General features: G+C 62.5%; 14 protein-coding genes. 2 read left to right on the forward strand and 12 right to left on the reverse strand.

All coding sequences use genetic code 11. The features are described 5' to 3' along the window. Positions 1-157 precede the first annotated feature (157 nt). The 5 genes from QMB55_RS01975 to QMB55_RS01995 all read right to left on the reverse strand — a co-directional run bounded on the left by QMB55_RS01975 (position 158) and on the right by QMB55_RS01995 (position 5,113). The gene (locus QMB55_RS01975) at positions 158-1,663 is read right to left on the reverse strand and encodes a tripartite tricarboxylate transporter permease (RefSeq protein ID WP_497586985.1); all 1,506 of its coding nucleotides are present in this window, start codon (positions 1,661-1,663) and stop codon (positions 158-160) included. Between the two features lie 12 nt (positions 1,664-1,675). Beyond that, positions 1,676-2,140, reverse strand: a complete 465-nt coding sequence (locus tag QMB55_RS01980) for a tripartite tricarboxylate transporter TctB family protein (protein ID WP_497586986.1) — start codon at positions 2,138-2,140, stop codon at positions 1,676-1,678. A gap of 201 nt (positions 2,141-2,341) precedes the next feature. Further along, positions 2,342-3,325 (reverse strand): Bug family tripartite tricarboxylate transporter substrate binding protein, encoded by a 984-nt coding sequence (locus QMB55_RS01985; protein ID WP_497586987.1) that lies wholly within the window; start codon positions 3,323-3,325, stop codon positions 2,342-2,344. 160 nt (positions 3,326-3,485) lie between these two features. Next, the gene (locus QMB55_RS01990; protein ID WP_497586988.1) at positions 3,486-4,418 is read right to left on the reverse strand and encodes an NAD(P)-dependent oxidoreductase; all 933 of its coding nucleotides are present in this window, start codon (positions 4,416-4,418) and stop codon (positions 3,486-3,488) included. Continuing rightward, positions 4,415-5,113: an RraA family protein gene (locus QMB55_RS01995; RefSeq protein WP_497586989.1), complete on the reverse strand. Its 699-nt coding sequence runs from the start codon at positions 5,111-5,113 to the stop codon at positions 4,415-4,417. Before QMB55_RS01995 ends, QMB55_RS01990 begins: the two co-directional genes overlap by 4 nt. Before the next feature lie 202 nt (positions 5,114-5,315). Between QMB55_RS01995 and QMB55_RS02000 the strand changes: the two genes are divergently transcribed. After that, positions 5,316-6,260 carry a LysR substrate-binding domain-containing protein gene (locus QMB55_RS02000; RefSeq protein WP_497586990.1) on the forward strand — a complete coding sequence of 315 codons (945 nt, stop codon included), beginning with the start codon at positions 5,316-5,318 and terminating at the stop codon, positions 6,258-6,260. An 88-nt stretch (positions 6,261-6,348) separates the two neighbouring features. On the opposite strand, the gene QMB55_RS02005 is transcribed toward QMB55_RS02000, so the two are convergent. From QMB55_RS02005 to aspA, 7 genes are all read right to left on the reverse strand, one after another. Further along, positions 6,349-7,080 (reverse strand): nucleoside phosphorylase, encoded by a 732-nt coding sequence (locus QMB55_RS02005; RefSeq protein WP_497586991.1) that lies wholly within the window; start codon positions 7,078-7,080, stop codon positions 6,349-6,351. Continuing rightward, on the reverse strand, positions 7,077-7,793 hold the full coding sequence (pnuC, locus tag QMB55_RS02010) for a nicotinamide riboside transporter PnuC (RefSeq protein WP_497586992.1): 717 nt from the start codon (positions 7,791-7,793) through the stop codon (positions 7,077-7,079). Before pnuC ends, QMB55_RS02005 begins: the two co-directional genes overlap by 4 nt. A gap of 102 nt (positions 7,794-7,895) precedes the next feature. Further along, entirely contained in the window at positions 7,896-9,899 is a 2,004-nt protein-coding gene (locus QMB55_RS02015) for a bifunctional metallophosphatase/5'-nucleotidase (protein ID WP_497586993.1), read from the reverse strand. 234 nt (positions 9,900-10,133) lie between these two features. After that, on the reverse strand, positions 10,134-11,483 hold the full coding sequence (locus QMB55_RS02020; protein WP_497586994.1) for a sigma-54-dependent transcriptional regulator: 1,350 nt from the start codon (positions 11,481-11,483) through the stop codon (positions 10,134-10,136). Between the two features lie 2 nt (positions 11,484-11,485). Then, the gene (locus tag QMB55_RS02025; RefSeq protein ID WP_497586995.1) at positions 11,486-13,375 is read right to left on the reverse strand and encodes a sensor histidine kinase; all 1,890 of its coding nucleotides are present in this window, start codon (positions 13,373-13,375) and stop codon (positions 11,486-11,488) included. Positions 13,376-13,577: 202 nt separating this feature from the next. Further along, entirely contained in the window at positions 13,578-14,879 is a 1,302-nt protein-coding gene (locus QMB55_RS02030) for an anaerobic C4-dicarboxylate transporter (protein WP_497586996.1), read from the reverse strand. Between the two features lie 89 nt (positions 14,880-14,968). Further along, a complete protein-coding gene (gene aspA, locus QMB55_RS02035; protein ID WP_497586997.1) occupies positions 14,969-16,393 on the reverse strand; it encodes an aspartate ammonia-lyase in 1,425 nt (474 codons plus the stop codon). Positions 16,394-17,118: 725 nt separating this feature from the next. Here aspA and QMB55_RS02040 point away from each other — a divergent pair. Beyond that, positions 17,119-18,234 carry a polyamine ABC transporter substrate-binding protein gene (locus tag QMB55_RS02040; protein ID WP_497586998.1) on the forward strand — a complete coding sequence of 372 codons (1,116 nt, stop codon included), beginning with the start codon at positions 17,119-17,121 and terminating at the stop codon, positions 18,232-18,234. Positions 18,235-18,309 lie beyond the last annotated feature (75 nt).

Raw genomic sequence — 18,309 nt, forward strand, 5'->3', positions numbered from 1 at the left:
GAAGGCGAAAGCGTAGCAGGGACACGCCCGCTGGCAAAGCCGGCGGGAAGTCGGTCGATTGCAGCGTCGAGTTTAGAAATATCCGCTGAGATGTCGTGCAAAGACTGACGTTGGACCCGCCGCAGCTACACTTCGCCTCCAACGCTCTGGTGTGCCCTCAATCCTCCTCAGCGAAAGCCTCTTCACGTTTCTTTCTCAATGCCGGGAGGATGACGGAGATCATGGCCAAGACCGCGATGAGCAACATCGTGGCACTGATCGGACGGCGGATGAAAACGGAAGGATCGCCTTTGGTCAACAATAACGCGCGCCGTAGAAATTCCTCCATCATCGGTCCCAGGATGAAGCCGAGCATCATCGGCGCGGGTTCGCACCCGAGCTTACGAAAGAGGTAGCCGAGCAAACCGAATACGGCCATGAAGTACACGTCGAACGTGGTGTTGGCCATGCTGAAAACACCGATCGCGCAAAAAACGATGATCGCAGGGAAAAGCAGGTGGTACGGTACCGAGATCATCTTTACCCACAGTCCGATCAGCGGCAGATTGAGAACAACAAGAAACACATTGCCGATCCACATCGAAACGATGATGCCCCAGAACAAGGCGGGTTGTTCGGTCATTACCGTCGGTCCGGGCTGAATGCCCTGCATGATCATTGCCCCGATCATCAGTGCCATAACGGTGTTGCCAGGGATGCCAAGCGTCAGCATCGGAATGAATGAAGCTTGTGCCCCTGCGTTGTTGGCTGATTCCGGGGCCGCTACGCCTTCGATCGCGCCTTGGCCAAAATTGGCGGCATTCTTCGAAATTTTCTTTTCCAGTGCGTAGGCAGCAAAGGATGAAAGCATTGCGCCGCCACCAGGCAGAACACCAAGAATTGAGCCGAGCAGGGTGCCGCGGAGGACCGGTGCGGCAATGGCTTTGTAATCCTCCTTGTCGAGCATCAAACCGGTTACTTTCTTGACCATCACGCTCCGCTCAGCTTCATTTTGCAGGTTGCCGATGATTTCCCCGATGCCGAATACTCCCATTGCAACCACGACAAAGCTGATCCCGTCTGTGAGTTCTGGAACGTCGAAACTAAAGCGCGCCACCCCGGAATTAACGTCGGTGCCAATCATCCCGAGCAGGAGACCAAGAATGATCATGCCGAAGGCGTGCAGTAGGGAGCCGTTGGCCAGTACAACTGACGCTACGAGGCCGAGAACCATCAACGAGAAATACTCCGCGGGGCCGAACTTAAGCGCCATTTCGGTTAGTGGTGGCGAGAACAGCGCGATCAGCAAGGTTGTTACGGTGCCGGCGAAGAAGGATCCCAGCGCAGCGGTTGCCAACGCTTTCCCGGCTTGGCCTCTCTTGGCCATCGCGTGGCCGTCAAGGGCTGTGATGACAGAGGAAGACTCACCCGGAAGATTGACCAGGATGGCCGTGGTCGATCCGCCGTACTGCGCGCCGTAGAAGATGCCTGCGAGCATGATCAGAGAAGAGACGGGCTCCAATCCAAAAGTAATCGGCAGCAGCATGGCGATGGTCGCAGCCGGGCCAAGTCCAGGCAATACGCCTATGGCTGTGCCGAGCGCGACGCCGACAAGGCAATACGCGAGGTTGGCAACGCTTCCGGCCGTCTGAAAACCAAGCAGGAGATTGGGAAAGAATTCCATGCCCCGGTCTCCTTATGCGCCGAACCAGGTGCCGAGCAAGGGCATCGGCAAACCGAGTCCCTTGACGAAGACAAGCACGCAGAAAGCGAGCAGCCCCAGCGCGAGTAATGTGGCGCGCCACTCGAAGCGGAAATGAGCGCTGGCGCTCGCGCTTCCGAAAATGAGCACGAACAGCCCGATGATCAGCCCGGCACGTGGCAGCAGGAAACCAAAAGCGACAATCGAGAGCAGCACGATGGCAGCTTGCTTCCAGGCAAAAGCGCCAAGGGCGGCACCGTGCTGGCGCACGCCACGTAGCAGAGTCAGGGCCCCGAAACTCATGAGCAAGCACGACAATACCGAGGGAAAATAACCTGGCCCCATACGCCCCGCAGAGCCGAAGGCATAATCGCGCGAAATCGCAAAGGCAATTCCACCAAAGCTCAGGAACATCACTCCGGTCCAAAAATCTTTCGGACTCTTGATTAACGCTGACACTGTTACCTCCTTGGCTGGCTGTAATCAGCCTTGTTCTGGTGAGATCCGGCTAACGCAGATTTCATTCCGCTGCCAGATCGATGCCGCGGGCGACACTGGCATTTGGGATACCTCCTCGTTCATCCATTTGGCGAAATCGTGCGTCAAACATCGGCTGCGGCTCCATTCCAGGAAATCAATACCTATTACACCTGACTTGGATTAGTCGATTTTGGCCCCTGACTCCTTGACCAGCCTGGCCCATTTCGGGGTTTCAGTGGTCAGCAAACGTGCAAATTCCTGAGGCGTCCCACCAATGGCCCCACCACCTTCAGCAGCGATCTTTTCCTTTACCTCGGGAAGAACAAGAATCTTGTTCACTTCAGTATTTATGCGCTCAACGACTGCAGCCGGAGTGCCGGCCGGTGCGAGAAGCCCAAACCACGTCACGGCATCAAATCCTGGGTAGCCAGACTCTTCAATCGTCGGTACGCCTTGCAGCGATTCGATGCGATTCTTTCCGGTCACTGCAAGCGCCCGCAGCTTTCCTCCCTTGACGTGCCCGATCACGGTGGTTGCCGAAGCCATGTAGGATTGGATACTGCTTCCCATCAGATCAGTGAGTGCCTGAGCGGCACCTTTATACGGAACGTTCTGGAATTTTGCGCCTGACGCGCTTTGAAACATCACGCTGGTCAGGTGAGCCACCGTACCATTGCCAGGGAAGCCCAGGCTGATGTCTTCGGGCTTTTGCTTGGCGGCCGAGACAATTTCCTTGACCGTCTTGTACGGCGATTCTGCAGGCACGACCAACGCCAATGCCGAATCGGCCACTAGGACAATCGGTGTCAAGTCCTTCTGCGGGTCATAAGGTAATTTCTTGTACAGCGTTGGACTGATGGTCAGATTGCTGGTTTGGCCGATAACGATCGTGTAGCCGTCTGGAGGCGACTTGGCTGCGGCATCGACGCCGATATTCCCACCTGCACCGGGTTTGTTATCGACGACGACGACCCATTTGAGGCGTTCGGTCAGTTTGTTGGCAATCAATCTTGCGTAGATATCGGTACCGCCACCGGCAGGAAATGGAACAATCAGTCGAATCGGCTTGTTGGGATAGTCAGTCTGAGCAATCGAACTGCCCGAAGCGATTGCCAAGGTAGAAAGCAGAACTGACAGTGCTAAGCGTTTTGTCGTGTTGGACATCTTGACCCTCCTGATTCTAAGAGACGGGCTACTTTACGGTGGCTAAGCTTGACCTGTGAGTCATAGTCAAGGCGCAAATCCATCACGTCCAATCGTTTTTTCCTTGGCAATGATAGATGTCAGTGATTGATTCGAATTCTGAGTTCAGCGATCTTTAACTTCAGCCTCCGCGCTGTTTTTCGATGACCAACAGCGCATTTCGCGCCGCTGCCAAGCCCATCTTGACGTAGGCATCGGCGGTCACGCCGCCGATGTGGGGGCTTAAGGTGATGTTGGGCTCGCCATGAAACGGATGCGGGACAGTCATCGGTTCGACGGCGAAGCTGTCGAGTCCGGCACTGGACACTTTTCCTGATCGTATTGCATCAAGGAAAGCCTCCTCGTCAATCAGCCCCCCGCGGGCGGTGTTGACGATAATTACTCCTTCCTTGCACGCCGCGAGCGTTTGTGAGTTCAGCAGCTTGCGATTGTCGTCCGTCAGCGGACAGTGCAGCGAAATCGCGTCGGACTCGCGCCAGATCACTTCCAGCTCAGCACGCTGGATGTATGGCGGCAGCTGCTCGACAAACGGGTCAAATCCAAGCACGCGCATTCCCATCGAATCGGCCATCTTTGCAAAGCGGAGGCCGATCGCACCCAGTCCGATCACACCGATGACCCGCCCCTCGAGCTCAATGCTCTTGTGTGTCGCTTTGTCCCAAAAGCCGGCGTGCATGCGCGCATTCAGAGCAACCACTGACTTTGCGCACGCCAATAGCAGTGCCATCGCCTGTTCCGCTACCGCCGCGGCATTCGCTCCAACGGCCGCGACGACTTCAATCCCTCGCTGTTTGGCTGCAACCTTGTCGATGGTGTCCGTACCGCTGCCATGTTTTGAAATGACTTTCAAGCTGGGGGCCGCATCCATCGCTGCCGCTCCGACCTTGCTGTAACGCACGATAATCGCCACCGGATCATGCTGCTTGCACAGCGCGACAATATCGTCCTCAGTCGGTGTCTTTCCGGCATAAACGATTTCGAAGTCATTAAGTAACGCCAGGGCCTGAGGCGCCAGATCCGCCGCAGTGACAAGGATCACGGGGCGGTTGGTCACAGTGTTTCTCCTTCCTTGATGACGCCGGCGGCACGCAAAGCGCCGTTCAGCCAGGCGGGGGCCAATGCCTGACGGCTCTTGATTTCGGTAATCCGCTTCGTCTCGGCAGCAACTTTTTGTGCCGCAAGAGGTAGCATTGCCGCGGCTTTCTCGCGTTCGATCACGGTTACGCCATCCGCGTCGCCGACGACCAAATCGCCTGGATTGACACTGACTCCGCCAATCGATATCGGGTGATTTAACCGGCCTGCGACGGACTTTGTCGGGCCGTTCGGGTTGAGTCCAGCCGCAAACATAGGAAAGCCGAGTTCACAGATCGCCTCGCTGTCCCGCACCGCGCCGTCAATGACGACAGCGGCAACGCCAAGCGCGACACATTGCTGTGACATGATTTCCCCCATCAGAGCGCTGCTCAGATCTCCCTTGCCATCGACGACAATCACATCGCCCGGCTTGGCAATGGCCAATGCCGCATGAATCATCAGATTGTCGCCTGGGCGAACCTCCACGGTGAGCGCAGGCCCGGCAAATTTCATCGATGGCGACAGCGGCGAGATTCGCCCGTGAAGGGCGCCGCGGCGACCGGCGACGTCTGCAAGAATCGAGGACGCGAATGTTGATGCCTTTTCAACGATTTCCGGACTGACACGCTCAAAATCGCGGATGACATCAGGCGTCGGGAATGCCGTGCTCATGTGTGTTCCCTCCAAAAGAGTCGGAGCGCACTCCGACGGTTTCATCGAATGCCGTGACAGATTTCATCTGATCCAAAGCTCCAGCGGCTGGTGTCGGATCATTGCTGGTGAAGGCAGGCATCACAGTGATGCTTGCGTCGAGATTGATTATTCCCATCACAAAACATAAACTCCAATCATTAGTTTTTTGAAATCAATCGCCATGACTTTTGCGGTCGACTTGCGAGACCTCCGTTACTTCGAGACGATTGCGGAGCTTGAACATGTCGGTCGGGCAGCCAATATCCTGCATCGCACGCAACCGGCGCTGACGGGTTGTATACGACGACTGGAGGACGCCTGTGGCGCACCACTGTTCGAAAAATCTGGACGCGGCATCCGTCTGACTGCAGCAGGAAAAGTGCTGCTTAGATGGGCGCGCAGCATGCGCACACAGGTTGAAGACGCCGAGCGCGAGATCAGGGAGTTGAGGGGCGGCGTTTCTGGTTACATTCGAATCGGCATTGTTCCGACCGCCGCACAGTTTCTGTTACCGCAGGCAGTCCGCCGATTGCTTGCCGAAACCCATGACGTGACATTACGAACCGTTGTCGGGCTGTCTGAGTCGCTGAGGAAGCAACTTCGAAGTGGCGATCTTGATCTGATGGTTGGAACAGAAAGCGCAGCCGAAGAAGGCTTGGTCAGCCAGACGCTGGCGGAGGATATGATCGTGGTCGCCGCGTCAAGAAACCACGAAATTTTTCGCAACCCAAAGCCGACACTGGAGGATCTTAGCCTCTATCCTTGGGCCCTTCAGGCGCCGGGTGCGCCTACGAGAGATTGGCTGGACCATACGTTTGACAGATTCCATCTGCCACGCCCCAAGGTTCAGGTCGAGACCACAACCCTGATGATGCTGCCGATACTCATTGCTGAAACGGGCTTGCTCAGCTTTATCTCGCGCCTCCACCTCGAATCAGACTCGAGTCATTCAAGGCTGAAAGAAGTCCCCGTTTCAGATGCCCACATGTGCCGACGCCTGGTTGTGACCTTCAGAGAGAATGGTTATTTGCCACTTGCAGCTCGACGCTTGATTGAGCTTTTTCCGCTCGGATTCACGGCGTCCCCGAGCATCGAGCACGTTAGCCCTTCTTTCAGCCGTATTTGACGGCAACACCGTGACGACGCTCGGTTCGGAGTTCTACCGTCCACCGGATATTTCTACTTTGCCTTGACTGGCCGCCGAGATCGATGCGTCAGCGCGTCAATGCGCTCAAGGCGGCGCGGATGGCGACGTGCTCGCCGACCCCGGCCAGCATCTGAGGCTCGGCCGCGGCGTAGTCGGCGACGCCCTCCTGTACGCCCTGCTGCCAGGCCACCACATTGCAAAGGACCGCAGCGACGCGAACACCGCGATAGCGCCCGACGGCGAGCAGCGCGCCGCTCTCCATGTCGGCGGCGAGGATGCCGCGCCGATGCCAGAGTGCGCAGACCGCGTCTTCGTCGTCGCGATAAAAGGCGTCGTGCGAGCGGATCAGCCCGTGATGCAACGGATGACCGGCACGACGGATCGCGTCGAGCAGCCCGTGCTGCAACGCGAGGTCGGCGCAGGCCGGATAACCCGCCGGCAGGTAGGCGAGCGAGGCGCCATCGTCGCGCACCGCGCCCTCCACAACCACCAGATCACCGAGCCCCACCTGCGGCTGCAGGCTGCCGGTCGAGCCGACCCGGATCAGCTGGCGGACGCCGCCCTGCACCAGTTCCTCAAGCGCGATGACGGCCGAGGGCGCACCGATGCCGGTGCTGCAGACGGTGATCGCTTGGCCATTGAAGTGGCCGTTGATCAGGCGAAACTCGCGGTTCTGCCCGAGCGGCACGACGTCTTCCAGTTGCTGGGCCACGCGCTCGACCCGGGCCGGATCGCCACAGACGACGACGCGTTCGGCGATCTGCTCCGGGCGGCACTGCAGATGAGGCAGCAGGCTCATGCCAGCGCCCCGCACTGAGCGCGACGCGCGGCGATCATCCACAGCCGGGTGCCGTTGGCGGCGATGAAGAGCAGGATCAAGTATTCGAGCGACATCGCGTAGACCCCTTGGGCAGCGTAAACGCCGACGCTGATGAGATTGACGACGACCCACAGGATCCAGTTCTCGACGTATTTTCGCGTCATCAGGATCTGGGCGACGACGGAAAGCACGGTCATGGTGGCGTCCCAGAAGGGGAAGGCATCGGGCTTGGGCTCGGGCAGGCTCAGGTTGGCGCCCAGGGCGTTCAGCGTGGCAACCGCGGCATTGGCCAGGGCGGCGAACACCGGGTCGATGAAGCAGGTGAGCAGCGCGATGGCGACCGCCGAGATGGCGGCGGTGACGATCAGCTTTTGGCGCGGCAGCCAGCGGATCGCCAGGCGATCGCCCTGATCATTGGCCGGACGCGACCAGGCGTACCAGCCGTAGACGTTGGCGCAGAAGAAGAAGAGCTGCAGCAGCAGCATGCCGTAGAGCTGGATCTGGAAGAAGATGACGGCGAACAGGCTGACGTTGATCAGGCCGAACAGGTAGTTGATGGTCTTCTCCTGGCTGGCGAGCCAGATGCAGAGCAAGCCGAACAGGGTGCCGACGGCCTCGATCCAGGACATGGCGTAGCCGCCTTCGCCCAAGGGGATCGTGACCAGCGTGTTGCCGATATCGAACCAAGACATGACGCGTTCCTCGCGTGTCGGGAGATGAGAAAAAAACGGCGTACTTCGCAGCGTTTCCCCTGCGCCGTACGCCGTGGTCTTTTCAGGCGGCCGTGCCTGCCCTCAGCGGCTGCGCTGCAGGGTCACCACCTCGTCCTTGAGCGGCACCAGCGGGTTGCGCGCTTCGCGCACGAACTCGGTGAACGCGGCGGCATCGGTGCTGCAATTGACGCCCTTGGCGGCGCAATCGAGCGTGGCGCCCTGATAGCTCACGTCGACCAGATCGCCGCGACGCGAGACCTTCTCGACCGGGAAGGCCTTCAGGGTGCCATCGACCCGGGCCAGATCGACGCGTTCGCTCGCCGCTTGTTGCTGAGCGCGGAACAGGGCATCCCAGCCGTCGTTGCCGTTGGCGCAGTAGGAATTCATGACCACCCGGTAGCGAGCGTCATCCTTGACCGGCTGCCACTGGCCGTTCGCGTCCTGCCAGTCGAGCTGGACGAGCTCACCCTGCTTGTTGGCCACGGTTTCCTGGAAGACATAGCGCAGGCGCGAGCCGTAGGGGAACTTGCCGGCATGCGAACCGGCCGGCAGCGTGGCGGTGACGGTTTCGCTGATCAGGGCGCGCACGTCGCTGCCGCGCAGGGTCAGCACCGTGAGCGGGTTCTTGAACGGCAGCAGCGTGAGGCCCGCCTCGCCTTCGCGCCATTCGCCGGCGGCGATCTCGGTGCGCACGCCGCCGACCGAGGTGAGGGCGAAATCGACAGGCTTGCCGAGCAGTTTCTGCACCGCGGCGCTGTTGGCCCACCAGAGCTGGGACTCGGAGACCAGCGGCGCGACGTCGGAACCGTGGCGGTCGCTCTTGTTGTCGCCGGGGCGGCGCGGATTGATCAGCGTCTCCGGCACGCTGGCGATCACCTGGCCGTAGGCCTTCTCCAGCGCCGGCTTGTAGCGGATATCGACGAAGGCGCGCAGGCGGATGTCTTCATTCACCCGTTGCAGGTTGCCCTGCCGGTCGACAAAGCGGACCACCGTGGCGCGCGCCTTGTCGCTGAGCGGCTCGCGGCGGGCGGCGTCGCGGTAGAACTCATCGCTGACGAGCAGGGTGGTCTTCCCTGCGCAGGCGCGGACCCGCCCGTCGCCGGCGAAGCTGACCTTCACCGTGCCCATGCTTTCCGAATTGGAGCCGGCCTGCACCACGCAGGTCCGCCCTTTGCCGTCCGGGTTGGCGACCATCTGGGCGTAACGGGTCGGGCTCTTGCCCATGCCGACATTGCTGAAATCGCCGAGCAGGCTGTGCGAGTGGCCGCCGACGATCACGTCGATGCCATTGACCTGGGCCGCGAGCTCGAGGTCGCGCTGGTTGCCGAGGTGGGTCAGCAGCACCACCTTGGTGACGCCTTTCGCTTTGAGCAGGTCAACGGTGGCTTGCGCCGAAGCGACTTCCTTGGCGAAGCGCAGCTTGCCGGTGGTCGGGGAAATGTCGCTCATGTCCTCCAGGATCAGGCCGACGACGGCGACCACGGGCTTGCCCTTCGGCAGGCGGTCGAGATCCGCGACGGCGGTCTTCTGGTTACCGTCGAAGGCGAACAGGACAAACGGCTTGAGGTTGGCCACGTCCTTCAGCACCGGCTCCTGGCTGGCGTCGAGGTTGACCGCCAGCAGGGGGAAATTCACCGCCTGGATGAAGCGGGCCAGCTTCTGGTTGTTGAGGTCGAACTCATGGTTGCCGAGGACCATAGCGTCGAAACCGAACTGGTTGAGCAGGTCGGCATTGGCCATGCCTTCGTTGAGCTTGAAGTAACCGCTCCCTTGCCAGGCGTCGCCCGCGTGCAGCGTCAGCAAGGCCTGGTTGTGCTGCCGCGCGTCGGCCTGCAGCGTCTTGGTCATGCCCAGCAGGCGCGGATAGCCGCCCAGGCGGGTGTACACGGTGCCGTTCTCGATGCCGCCGCCCGACAAGGCCGGATTGCGCAAGACGCCGTCGACCGGATCGAACTTGGAGTGGGTGTCGTTCATGTGCGCAATGTTGAGCACGAAGCCCGACTCGGCGCGGGCGAGCGGGCAGGCCAGCAGCGCGCTGCAAAGCGCCGCGATGAGCACGGGACGGGGCGTAAACGTGGAACGCATGGCGGATTTCCTCTCGGTCGGGGTAAAGCCAAAGGGACGGGGTCGAAGCAACCAAGCTACTCTAGAACGGAGTCGGGCCGGGTGGCAGGACTTTTGTCCGGCATGCGAGGATGCGTGTCGCATTTTTGCCAGCGGCACACAACAGCCCCGCGGCCGATGCCCTGCAAGCCCGGTTCGATGCGCCCTCCAGCCCGGCGGCAGGCCAATCCCCACGAGCTTTCCAGCCCGCCCCGGTTACGGCGTGTTGAGCCCGTACTTGCGGATCTTGTCGTGCAGCGTGGTCTTGGCGACGCCAAGCGCCTCGGCGCTGCGCGACAGGCTGCCCTGATGGCGGCGCAACGCGTCGACGATCAGGGCCCGCTCGAAGGCTTCGACGCTTTCGGCCAGCGGCCGCGAAGCGGCTTCGACGCCTTCGCCGAAGGGCGGCGCGCCGCATTCGATGCCGAGCACGCAGCGGTCGGCGGCGTTGCGCAGTTCGCGCACATTGCCCGGCCAGTGGTAACCGACCAGCTGCTGCACCCGCGCCGCGTCGCACTCGGGCACCGGGCGCTCGTGCCGCGCCGCGGCCTGGAGGAGGAAGTGCTGGAAGAGCAGTGGGATGTCCTCGCGCCGTTCGCGCAGTGGCGGCAGGTTCAGCGTCGCCACCGAGAGGCGGTAGTAGAGGTCGGCGCGGAAACGCCCCTGCTCGGAGAGCACGCGCAGGTCGTCCTTGGTCGCGGCGACGATGCGGCAATCGACCGGGATCGGGGTGTTCGAGCCGAGGCGTTCCAGCGTGCGCTCCTGCAGCACGCGCAGGAGCTTGATCTGCATCGCGATCGGCATCGACTCGATCTCGTCGAGGAAAAGCGTGCCGCCACTGGCGTACTCGATCTTGCCGATGCGCCGCTTGGCCGCGCCGGTGTAGGCGCCGGCCTCGTGGCCGAAGATCTCGCTCTCGAACAGCGTCTCGGGCAGGCCGCCGCAGTTGATGGCGACGAAGTTGCCGTTGCGACGGGCGCTGGCGTCGTGCAGACAGCGGGCGACGAGTTCCTTGCCGGTGCCCGTCTCGCCGTGGATCAGCACGTCGGCGGCGCTGGTGGCCAAGCCGGCGATCATCGCGCGCAGGCGCTCCATGCCGGGGTCGTTGCCGATCAGGCGTGCCGCCAACTGCTCGCGCCCGGCCAGTTGCGCCAGCTGCGCGCGCAGTTCGCGCACTTCGAGGCTCAGGCGGCGTTTTTCCAGCGCGCGACGGACGACGCCGACCAGATGATCGGGCGAAAACGGTTTCTGGATGAAATCGTGCGCGCCGTCTTTCATTGCCTGCACGGCCATCGACACGTCGCCGTGGCCGGTGATCAGCACCACCGGCAGTTCGGCGTCGACGGCCAGCAGCTCGCGCATGAAGCGCATGCCATCGACGCGCGGCAGGCGGATGTCGCTGACCACGACGCCGCGGAAATCGGCGTCGATCAAGGGCCGCGCGGCCTCGGCGCTGTCGGCGCTGAGTGTCGGGATGCCTTCGAGCTGCAGCGCCTGCTCGCAGCCCAGGCGGACGTCGGGATCGTCCTCGATGATCAGCACCTTGAGCGCTTGCGGATCGGCCATGCTCATTTCGTCGTGTCCTCGCATTCTTCGCCCTCCTCAGGCGCGACGGGCAGCTCGAGGGTAAACAGCGCGCCCCCGTCGGGATGGTTGGCCCCGGCCAGCGTACCGCCGTAATCGCTGACAATGCCGGCCGAGATGGCCAGCCCGAGGCCGAGGCCGACACCGGCCTCCTTGGTGGTGTAGAAGGGTTCGAACAGCCGGCTCTGCGCCTCGGCCGAGAGGCCGCTGCCGTAATCGCGCACCTCGATGCGCACCACGGCGCCGTGTGCGGCGCCGTGCACTTCGATGCGCGGCTGGTCGAGGTTGGCCATGGCGTCGAGCGCGTTGCCGAGCAGGTTGACCATCACCTGCTCGAGGCGATTGGCGTCGCAGCGCGCCCACAAGGGTGCCGGCGGAAAGTCGAGCACCACCCGTGCGCCGCCCACCCGCAGGCGCTGGCCGAGGATGCCGATGGCGTGATTGACGACGGCGCGCACGTCGACCGGGCGCGGCGCGCCGCTCGACTTGTGGGCGAAGACTTTGAGGTGGCCGGTGATCTGCCCCATGCGGTCGACAAGCTGCGCGACGCGTTCGAGGTTGGAGCGCGCGGTCGCCTCGTCGCCGCGTTCGAGAAAGCGGATGGCGTTGCTCGACAAGGTGCGCAGCGCGGCCAGCGGCTGGTTGAGCTCGTGCGCGATGCCGGCCGAGAGCTGGCCGATCACCGCCAGCTTGCCGGCCTGGATCAATTCGTCCTGCGCCTCGCGCAGGGTGCGTTCGGCGCGCGCGCGTTCGACCACTTCCTCCTGCAGTTGCTGGTTGGCGGCGGAGAGGTCGGCGGTCCGTTCTTCGACCTTCAGTTCCAGTTCGTCATAGGCCTTCTGCAGCGCCTCGCGCGCGGCCAGGCGTTCCCGCAGGTGGCGGCGCCGGTCGTTGAAGAGCATCGCCAGCAGCCCCAGGAGCAGGGCCGAGATGCCCGCCACGGCGGCGCGAACAGTGCTGATTTCGGCGACGGGCTCGATGTGCGAGAACACGGTCAGCGCCCACGGCGTTCCCGGCAGCGGCTGCGTCTGGGCCAGGAAAAGGCCGCTGATCGGATAGACCGCAGCGCTGGCGCTGGCTTCGTTCGGCGCCAGGCGCACCAGGCGCATGCCGTCGCCGAGGCGGCGGATCTCGCTCACTCCGAGCGGCTGCAGCGCGCGCCGGTTGTACTGCTGGCTGCGGTCAAAGGCGCTGCGTGTCAGTTCATCGACCGGGCGCAGCAAGGTGAATTTCCACTCCGGCACCGAACTCAGGATCAGGACGCCGTTCTCGTCGGCGACGAAGACCGGCGCCTCGACGGTAGCCCAGGATTTTTCCAGCTGTTCGAGGCTGACCTTGACCACCGCCACCCCCAGTTGCTCGTTGCCGTCGGCCAGCACCGAGGACAGGTAGTAGCCGGGCTCGCCGTGGGTGGTGCCGATGCCGAAGAAACGCCCGTGGCCGGTGTTCAGGGCGTCGCGAAAATAGGGGCGGAAGGCGAGATCCTCACCGAGAAAGCTGTCCGGACGGCGGAAGTTGCTCGCCGCCAAAACCTTGCCTTCGCGATTGAGAACGTAGATCGAAAGCGTTCCGGCGCGGGCGTTGAGGCGCTCCAGGTAGAGGTTGACCTTGTTCAGCAGGCGCGGGTCGCGCTGGGCATTGAGCAGGTCGATGACATCGCGTTCGAGGCCCAGGGTGGCCGGGAAGTAGGCGTACTTGCCGATCTCGCGCTCCAGGCTGGCGGCGTCGAGTTCGAGGCGATGACGGCCGGTGACCTGCAAGTCGGCCAGGCCCATCTGCTGGCTGATGCGATAGGTCGCGTAGGCCACGCCCATCACCAGCGCGGCGAGGGTCAGCGGCAGGACGAGAAAGCGGAGGGTCGGGCGAAAAGGCATACCGGTATCGGTTCGAAAGCCGGTCTAGTTTAGCAGCGCCGCCGAAGCAGTGCGGCACGGCGCAGCCAAGACGCCGGAATTACCGGAAAAACGAAACCAAAAACAAAAACCATCAAATCAGAAAAAAATGACAGGCCGGTTTCCGGCCGGCCTGTCGAAGCCACTGCCGACGTGCCTGCATGTCACGTCGGCAGCAACCGTCCTAGACGATCATGCCGCCAATCAAGAAGGCGAAGATCACGGACAGTGCGATGGCCACCACGCCCGGAATCACGAACGGGTGGTTGAAGACGTATTTGCCGATGCGCGTCGACCCGGTGTCGTCCATTTCGACGGCGGCGATCAGCGTCGGGTAGGTCGGCAGGATGAACAGCGCACTCACCGCAGCGAACGAGGCGGCAACGGTCAGCGGCGAGACGCCGAGCAGCAAGGCGGCGGGAATCAGCGCCCGGGTCGTCGCGGCCTGCGAGTAGAGCAGCGTGCTGGCCAGGAAGAGGACGATGGCGAGCATCCACGGATAGACGTTGAGCAGTTCGCCGGCCAGGCCCTTGATCTGTTCGATGTGGTTGGCAACGAAGGTATCGCCGAGCCAGGCCACGCCGAGCACGCAGATACAGGCGCTCATGCCGGACTTGAAGGTCGAGCTGTTGAGCACGCTGGCCGCGTCGATGCGGGTGAAGTAGGTGATGAAGGTCGCGGCGGCGAACATGAAGAGGATGATCGCTTCGTTACGCGGCACGATGGGCTTGGGAATCCAGCCGACCTTCGGGCTGATCATCGTGGCGTAGGAAACGACGGCGAGGATGGTGAACAGGAAGATGCCGACCGACAGCTTGGCGCCGGGCTTGATCTCGACCTGAGCGGTCGCACGCTTCTGCACCAGGCCTTTGGCCAGACGTTCCTGATAGACCGGATCGTCCTTGAGTTCCTTGCCCAGGAAGTTGGCGACGAAGGCCGCGCACAGACAGGCGAGGAAGGACGAGGGGATGCAGATGGCGAGCAGTTCGAGGTAGCCCATGCCCTGCTTCTCGAGGATGCCGCTCAGGAAGACCACCGCGGCCGAGATCGGCGAGGCGGTGATCGCCACCTGCGAGGCGACGACGGCGATCGACAGCGGCCGCGACGGGCGCACGCCCTGCTCCTTGGCCACTTCGGCGATGACCGGCAGGGTCGCGAAGGCAGTGTGGCCGGTGCCGGCGAGGAAGGTCATCACGTAGGTGACGACCGGCGCCAGGAAGGTGATCTGCTTCGGATTCCGGCGCAGGATGCGCTCGGCAATGCTCACCATGTAATCGAGGCCCCCGGCCACTTGCATGGCGGCGATGGCGGCGATGACCGACATGATGATCAGGATGACGTCGATCGGCATGGCGCCGAGCTTCAGGCCCATGCCCAGGGTCAGGATGAGAACGCCCAGTCCCCCGGCATAACCGATACCGATGCTCCCCAGTCGGGCGCCGAAAAAGATGGCGCCCAGTACGACAATGATCTCCAACCACAACATTGTTAGCTCCTCCGCTAGATCGGCGGCCCGGCTTCGTTGCCGGGCCGCCTTGGGTTAAACCCTTGCGGCCAGCGTTCTGCGACGCTTGTTTAGGCCGTTACGGGATGAATCGGCTCGAGTTCCTGCGGGCAGGTGAGCACTTCGGGGCGCAAGACCTCGTCGAGCCTTTCCTTGCTCATCAGGCCTTTGGCCAGAACGATTTCGGCGACGCCCTTGCCCGTGGCGTGCGCTTCGGCAGCGACCTCGGTGGCGTGGGCATAGCCGATGTAGGGGTTGAGCGCGGTGACGATGCCGATCGAGTTGCGGACGCTGTTCATCAGCAATTCGCGATTGGCGGTGATGCCGTCCACGCACAGGTCGGCCAACGTCACGCAGCCGCGGCGCAGGTGGTTCACGCTCTTGAACAGGCTGTGCGCGATGATCGGCTCGAAGGCGTTCAGCTGCAGCTGACCGGCTTCGGCGGCGAAGGTCACGGTCATGTCGTTGCCGATCACTTCGAAGGCGATCTGGTTCACCACTTCCGGGATCACCGGGTTGACCTTGCCGGGCATGATCGACGAGCCGGCCTGACGCGGCGGCAGGTTGATCTCGCCGAGGCCGGCGCGCGGACCGGACGACAGCAGGCGCAGGTCATTGCAGCTCTTCGAGAGCTTGACCGCGACGCGCTTCAGCACGCCCGAGAGCTGCACGAAGGCGCCGCAGTCCTGCGTCGCTTCGATCAGGTTGGGGGCGGTGATGACCGGGATGCCGCTGATCTCGGCGAGCTTGCGGCAGACCAGCGGGGTGTAGTCGGGGTCGGCGCAGATGCCGGTGCCGATGGCGGTGGCACCGAGGTTGATCTCGCGGATCAGCAGCGCGGCTTCCTTCAGGCGCTCCTCGTCCTCGCCGAGCATGATGGCGTAGGTCTGGAACTCCTGGCCGAGGGTCATCGGCACCGCGTCCTGCAGCTGGGTGCGGCCCATCTTGAGCACGTCGGAAAATTCCTCGGCCTTGCGCTCGAAGGCGCGGCGCAGGTAGGCCATCGAGTCGACCAGACCGAAAATGCCGACGTAGGTCGCCAGTTTCAGCGCCGTCGGATAGACGTCGTTGGTCGACTGGCTCATGTTCACGTGCTCGTTCGGGTGCAGGTACTGGTATTCGCCCCGCTGGTGGCCGAGCAGTTCGAGGGCGCGGTTGGCGATCACCTCGTTGGCGTTCATGTTGGTCGAGGTGCCGGCGCCGCCCTGAATGACGTCGACGATGAACTCATCGTGGTACTTGCCGGCGACGATCTCGTCGCACGCGGCGGCGATCGCCGTCGCCAGCTTGGGATCGAGCAGCCCGAGCTGCTGGTTGGCGAGCGCGGCGGCTTTCTTGATCTGCGCCAGGGCGCGGATCAGGTCGGGGTAGACGGCGATCGAGATGCCGGTGATGTCGAAGTTTTCTTTCGCGCGCAGGGTATGCACGCCGTAATAGGCGGCGGACGGAACGTTCTTGTCGCCGAGCAAGTCATGTTCATTACGGTAGGCAGACATTTTTTCTCCTGAAGTAGATTGCGGCCCGCGGCCGGATGCGCTGTGGCGCGACCCTCTTTCTTCAGCACGAAACGTTCCATGCCATACGCCTGCCCAATAAATTGATTTTTATGGCGGAATTATTCACGGCAAACCCAGGCGTTCGGAAATCCGAAAAAATCCCATCCGGCCGCATTCGGGTTTACGAATCAAATTGCACGTAAACAGATAAAAAAACATCGAACTTGTGTGCATCCATCACCGGAAACCGCCATCGCACGGGCACTTCCGCGCCTTGCCTGATCCCGGGATGAACAAAAACCCTCGTCCGGCACCGCGCACCGCAATGCGACGGGGCGCATCCTCATCGCAACAGTGGGCCATCATCGACGCCGAAGCGGCTGCTAAACACTTGGTCCAGACGCCGAGCTGCTCTATTCTCGGAAGCGTTTTCCGCGGTCCGAACCATCATGACCTTCGCTTAAAGGAGACGCCCCATGCAGCACGCCCCGTCTCGTCGCCTTCCGCCTTTCGTCTGGCGCGCGGCCCCTTTGGCGTCCGCCCCGCCGGGTTGGCATTCGCCGCGAACCATCTGCCGTTTCCGTTAGTCCTACCCCCGCCCGCAGCGTCAAGTGACCATCCCGTTCGCATCCGCGCCCGGGGCAACCGCTTGGCATCCATTTCCCATGGCTCCGGCGCGATCCGCAGGGATCCGGCGGAAAACAATCCCATCCGAGGAGGTCACCATGCAGCAACGCACTCCCCCCTGGCGGAAACTGGCCGCCAGCCTGGCCACCGTGTTCGTCACCGGCGCCGCCTGGGCGCAAGATGCCGGCGTCCTCAACATCTACAACTGGGCCGACTACATCGCCCCGGACACGATCCGGAATTTCGAGAAGGAAACCGGGATCAAGGTCCGCTACGACATGTTCGACAGCAATGAAGCGCTGCACGCCAAGCTGGTCGCCGGCAATTCGGGCTACGACATCGTCGTTCCCGGATCGCACTTCGCCAAACAGCAGATCGCCGCGGGACTCCTGCAAAAACTCGACAAGAGCAAGCTGCCCAACTTGAAGAACCTCGACCCGGCGATCCAGGCCCAACTGGCCAAGATGGACCCGGGTAACGACCATCTGGTCGACTGGCTGTGGGGGTACACCACGGTCGGGATCAACGTGGACAAGGTCAAGACGGCGCTTGGCGGCCCGCTGCCCGACAACGCCTGGGACCTCCTGTTCAAGCCCGAGAACATCGCCAAGCTCAAGAAGTGCGGGGTCGCCTTCCTCGATTCGGCCTCCGAAGTGCTGCCGATCGCGCTGCACTACCTGGGCAAGGACCCCTACAGCACCCAACAGGCGGATTACGATGCCGCCGCCAAGCTGCTCAAGTCGATTCGCCCCTCGGTGACGCGCTTCGTCGGCTCGGGTTCGGACTACATCGACCAGATGGCACGCGGCCAGATCTGCGCCGTGCTCGGCTGGTCGGGCGACATCATGATCGCCGCCAACCGCGCCAAGGAGAGCAAGACCGGACAGACCATCCAGGCGCTGGTGCCCAAGAGCGGCGGCCTGCTGTTCTTCGACGTGATGGCGATTCCCAAGGACGCCAAGAACGTCGCCAACGCGCACAAGTGGATCGACTACATCATGCGCCCCGAAGTGCACGCCGGCCTCAGCAACACGGTCTTCTACGCCAACCCGAACAAGGCCTCGCTGGCGCACGTGAAACCCGAGATCGCCAAGAACCCGGCCATCTTCCCGTCCGAGCAGGTGCTCGCGACGATGCTTCCCCCAGGCGTGCCCGACCAGGCGACGCGGCGCATCATCACCCGCACGTTCACCAACTTCAAGGCCAACCGCTAAGTGCTGGTGAATAAATCTACCGCGCGACCCGAGCGCCGCCTTGGTCGGTGCTCGCACCTCGCCTATTCATTCGAT

This window comes from Propionivibrio sp. (assembly GCF_041441355.1).
GTDB lineage: Bacteria > Pseudomonadota > Gammaproteobacteria > Burkholderiales > Rhodocyclaceae > Propionivibrio.

Excerpts from the sequence above, each read along its gene's own strand:
- QMB55_RS01975 (WP_497586985.1), bottom strand. The coding sequence starts at position 1,663 with ATGGAATTCTTTCCCAATCTCCTGCTTGGTTTTCAGACGGCCGGAAGC.
- QMB55_RS01985 (WP_497586987.1), bottom strand. The coding sequence starts at position 3,325 with ATGTCCAACACGACAAAACGCTTAGCACTGTCAGTTCTGCTTTCTACC.
- QMB55_RS01995 (WP_497586989.1), bottom strand. The coding sequence starts at position 5,113 with ATGAGCACGGCATTCCCGACGCCTGATGTCATCCGCGATTTTGAGCGT.
- QMB55_RS02000 (WP_497586990.1), top strand. The coding sequence starts at position 5,316 with ATGACTTTTGCGGTCGACTTGCGAGACCTCCGTTACTTCGAGACGATT.
- QMB55_RS02005 (WP_497586991.1), bottom strand. The coding sequence starts at position 7,080 with ATGAGCCTGCTGCCTCATCTGCAGTGCCGCCCGGAGCAGATCGCCGAA.
- pnuC (WP_497586992.1), bottom strand. The coding sequence starts at position 7,793 with ATGTCTTGGTTCGATATCGGCAACACGCTGGTCACGATCCCCTTGGGC.
- QMB55_RS02015 (WP_497586993.1), bottom strand. The coding sequence starts at position 9,899 with ATGCGTTCCACGTTTACGCCCCGTCCCGTGCTCATCGCGGCGCTTTGC.
- QMB55_RS02020 (WP_497586994.1), bottom strand. The coding sequence starts at position 11,483 with ATGGCCGATCCGCAAGCGCTCAAGGTGCTGATCATCGAGGACGATCCC.
- QMB55_RS02025 (WP_497586995.1), bottom strand. The coding sequence starts at position 13,375 with ATGCCTTTTCGCCCGACCCTCCGCTTTCTCGTCCTGCCGCTGACCCTC.
- QMB55_RS02030 (WP_497586996.1), bottom strand. The coding sequence starts at position 14,879 with ATGTTGTGGTTGGAGATCATTGTCGTACTGGGCGCCATCTTTTTCGGC.
- aspA (WP_497586997.1), bottom strand. The coding sequence starts at position 16,393 with ATGTCTGCCTACCGTAATGAACATGACTTGCTCGGCGACAAGAACGTT.
- QMB55_RS02040 (WP_497586998.1), top strand. The coding sequence starts at position 17,119 with ATGCAGCAACGCACTCCCCCCTGGCGGAAACTGGCCGCCAGCCTGGCC.